Annotated in this window: 1 protein-coding gene; it reads left to right on the top strand. The window is 67.0% G+C overall.

Annotated elements, in window-relative coordinates:
- Positions 1-827 precede the first annotated feature (827 nt).
- Positions 828-2,816: a threonine--tRNA ligase gene (gene thrS, locus CH341_RS30275; RefSeq protein ID WP_111423207.1), complete on the top strand. Its 1,989-nt coding sequence runs from the start codon at positions 828-830 to the stop codon at positions 2,814-2,816.
- Positions 2,817-2,871 lie beyond the last annotated feature (55 nt).

The raw sequence follows: 2,871 nt of genomic DNA on the forward strand, positions 1-2,871 counted from the left end.
CCGCCGCCGCACGCGGCGGACGCGCCTGCGCGGCGGCGGAGGACACGCATTCGAGCGCGAGAACCATCACGGACGATACGACCGCGGCGAAGACCGCCGCCGTCAGGACGCGAGAACAGGCAAGCCGCCAGCGTGCCCGCTGCAGGCCGTCATCCATGAAGTTGTCCCCGTGCTCCGGACCCCGCCACACGCGCGGGCATCCGCGTCGCGCGTCGAGACGCGCGTCGTTCCTCGAAGCGCCTGCGGCGCTGACCGGCCGCGACGGCGGTGGCGATGCGCCGACCCGATCGCACCGACCGGACCGAACTCCACGGCAACGCCGAAGCGCAGACGATGTCGATGTGTGTGGTGTTCGCTCGAGCTCCCCCTGTCCCCGGACAAAACCGTGACTCTGCAATTTGGCCACTTTGTGATCAGTCTTAAGAATTCGTTACGCGAAGTGTATCGGCAGCGGTGTTTTTCCACGACGGTTTCAGCAAACCGCCGTGACGCGCCAGCAGAACCGTCGAACAAATCACTTTCGAGCTGCGCGAATTCTCGTTCTCCGATGCGCGGTTGAGGCTGGATTTCCGCAGTCGCGACACGGCCGGCTCGACACGCCGGCATCCATACGCCGAGCCGCGCGAGATTTTTTCGGCGCGGCGCCAAGAGGCGGGAGGCGACGCGAGCCGGCCGGATCCCGGGAGGCAGGCGCGGCGACCGGGAGGTCGCACCGCCTGCCGCCGGCCTGCCTTGCGCTCCCGTACCGGGCTGCTATATCCCTCACGCATCGACAGAATCCGCTTACCTGCGTTCGTAGGCAGCGAGTGAGCAACAGGAGTTTTCCAATGGTCGCCCTGACCTTTCCCGATGGCGCGCGTCGGGAGTACCCCACCGGCATCACCGGTCTCGACATCGCCAAGGGCATCTCGCCCTCGCTCGCCAAGCGCACCGTCGCGATGGCGCTCGACGGCACCCTCGCCGACCTCGCCGATCCGATCGAGCACGACGCCAGGATCGAGTTCGTGTCGCGCGACGATCCGCGCGCGCTGGAGCTGATCCGCCACGACGCCGCGCACGTGATGGCCGAAGCCGTGCAGAGCCTGTGGCCCGGCACCCAGGTGACCATCGGCCCAGTGATCCAGAACGGCTTCTATTACGACTTCTTCCGCAACGAGCCGTTCACCCCGGACGACTTCGGGGCGATCGAGAAGAAGATGCGCGAGATCATCGCGCGCGACAAACCTTTCACGAAAGAAGTCTGGTCGCGCGACGAGACCAAGCAGGTGTTTCGCGACAAAGGGGAGAACTTCAAGGTCGAGCTGGTCGACGCGATCCCCGAGGACCAGACCATCAAGATCTACAAGCAGGGCGACTGGTTCGACCTGTGCCGCGGTCCGCACATGACCTCGACCGGCAAGATCGGCACCGCCTTCAAGCTGATGAAGGTGGCGGGCGCTTATTGGCGCGGCGATTCGAACAATCCCATGCTGACCCGCATCTACGGCACCGCCTGGGCCAAGCAGGAGGAGCTCGACGCTTATCTGAAGCAGATCGAGGAGGCGGAGAAGCGCGACCACCGCAAGCTCGGCCGCGAGCTCGATCTCTTCCACTTCCAGGAGGAAGGCCCGGGCGTCGTGTTCTGGCACGCCAAGGGCTGGTCGATGTTCCAGTCGGTGATCGCCTACATGCGTCGCCGGCTCGCCGCCGAGTACGACGAGGTCAACGCGCCGCAGATGCTCGACAAGGTCCTGTGGGAGACCTCGGGCCACTGGGAGTGGTACCGCGAGAACATGTTCGCGGCGCAGTCGGCCGGCGACGAGGCCGAGGACAAGCGCTGGTTCGCGATCAAGCCGATGAACTGCCCCGGCCACGTGCAGATCTTCAAGCACGGCCTGAAGAGCTATCGCGACCTGCCGATCCGCCTCGCCGAGTTCGGCGTGGTGCACCGCTACGAGCCGTCCGGCGCCATGCACGGCCTGATGCGGGTGCGCGGCTTCACCCAGGACGACGCGCACATCTTCTGCAACGAGGATCAGCTCGCCGAGGAGTGCCTGAAGATCAACGACCTGATTCTCACGACCTACGCGGACTTCGGCTTCGACGCCGATCTGGTCGTGAAGCTCTCCACCCGTCCGGAGAAGCGCGTCGGCTCCGACGCGTCGTGGGATCACGCCGAGGAGGTGATGGGCCGCGTGCTCCAGCAGATCGAGGCGCAGTCGGGCGGCAAGATCAAGACCGCCGTGAACCCCGGCGAAGGCGCGTTCTACGGGCCGAAGTTCGAGTACGTGCTGCGCGACGCCATCGGCCGCGACTGGCAGTGCGGCACCACCCAGGTCGACTTCAACCTGCCGGAGCGCTTCGGCGCCTTCTACATCGACGCCGACGGCAGCAAGAAGACGCCCGTGATGGTGCATCGCGCGATCTGCGGCTCGATGGAGCGCTTCCTCGGCATCCTGATCGAGCACCACGCCGGCCACTTCCCGCTGTGGCTGGCGCCCGTGCAGGCCGTGGTGGCGACCATCACACAGGACGGCGACGACTACGCCAAGGAGGCGATCGCGGCGGCGCGCCGGCTCGGCCTGAGGGTCGGCCTCGACCTGAGGAACGAGAAGATCAACTACAAGGTCCGCGAGCACTCGCTCGCCAAGGTGCCGGTGCTGCTCGTCGTCGGCCGCAAGGAGGCGGCGGAGCGCACCGTCTCGATCCGCCGGCTCGGCTCCGACAAGTCCACCGTGATGCCGCTGGACGAGGCGCTCGCCGCCCTGGTCGACGAGGCGGTGCCGCCGGACCTGAAGCGGCTCAAAGCCGAGACGCCGGCCGTCGCGGCGGAGTGACGGCGGGCGCCGGCATCGGCACGCCTCGCCCACTGTCGCGGCCGGCCTCGTGTCG

It is taken from the genome of Rhodoplanes roseus, assembly GCF_003258865.1.
Taxonomy (GTDB): domain Bacteria; phylum Pseudomonadota; class Alphaproteobacteria; order Rhizobiales; family Xanthobacteraceae; genus Rhodoplanes; species Rhodoplanes roseus.

What these genes read in the sequence shown, in the direction of transcription:
- thrS (WP_111423207.1), top strand. Translation starts at nt 828, where the DNA reads ATGGTCGCCCTGACCTTTCCCGATGGCGCGCGTCGGGAGTACCCCACC.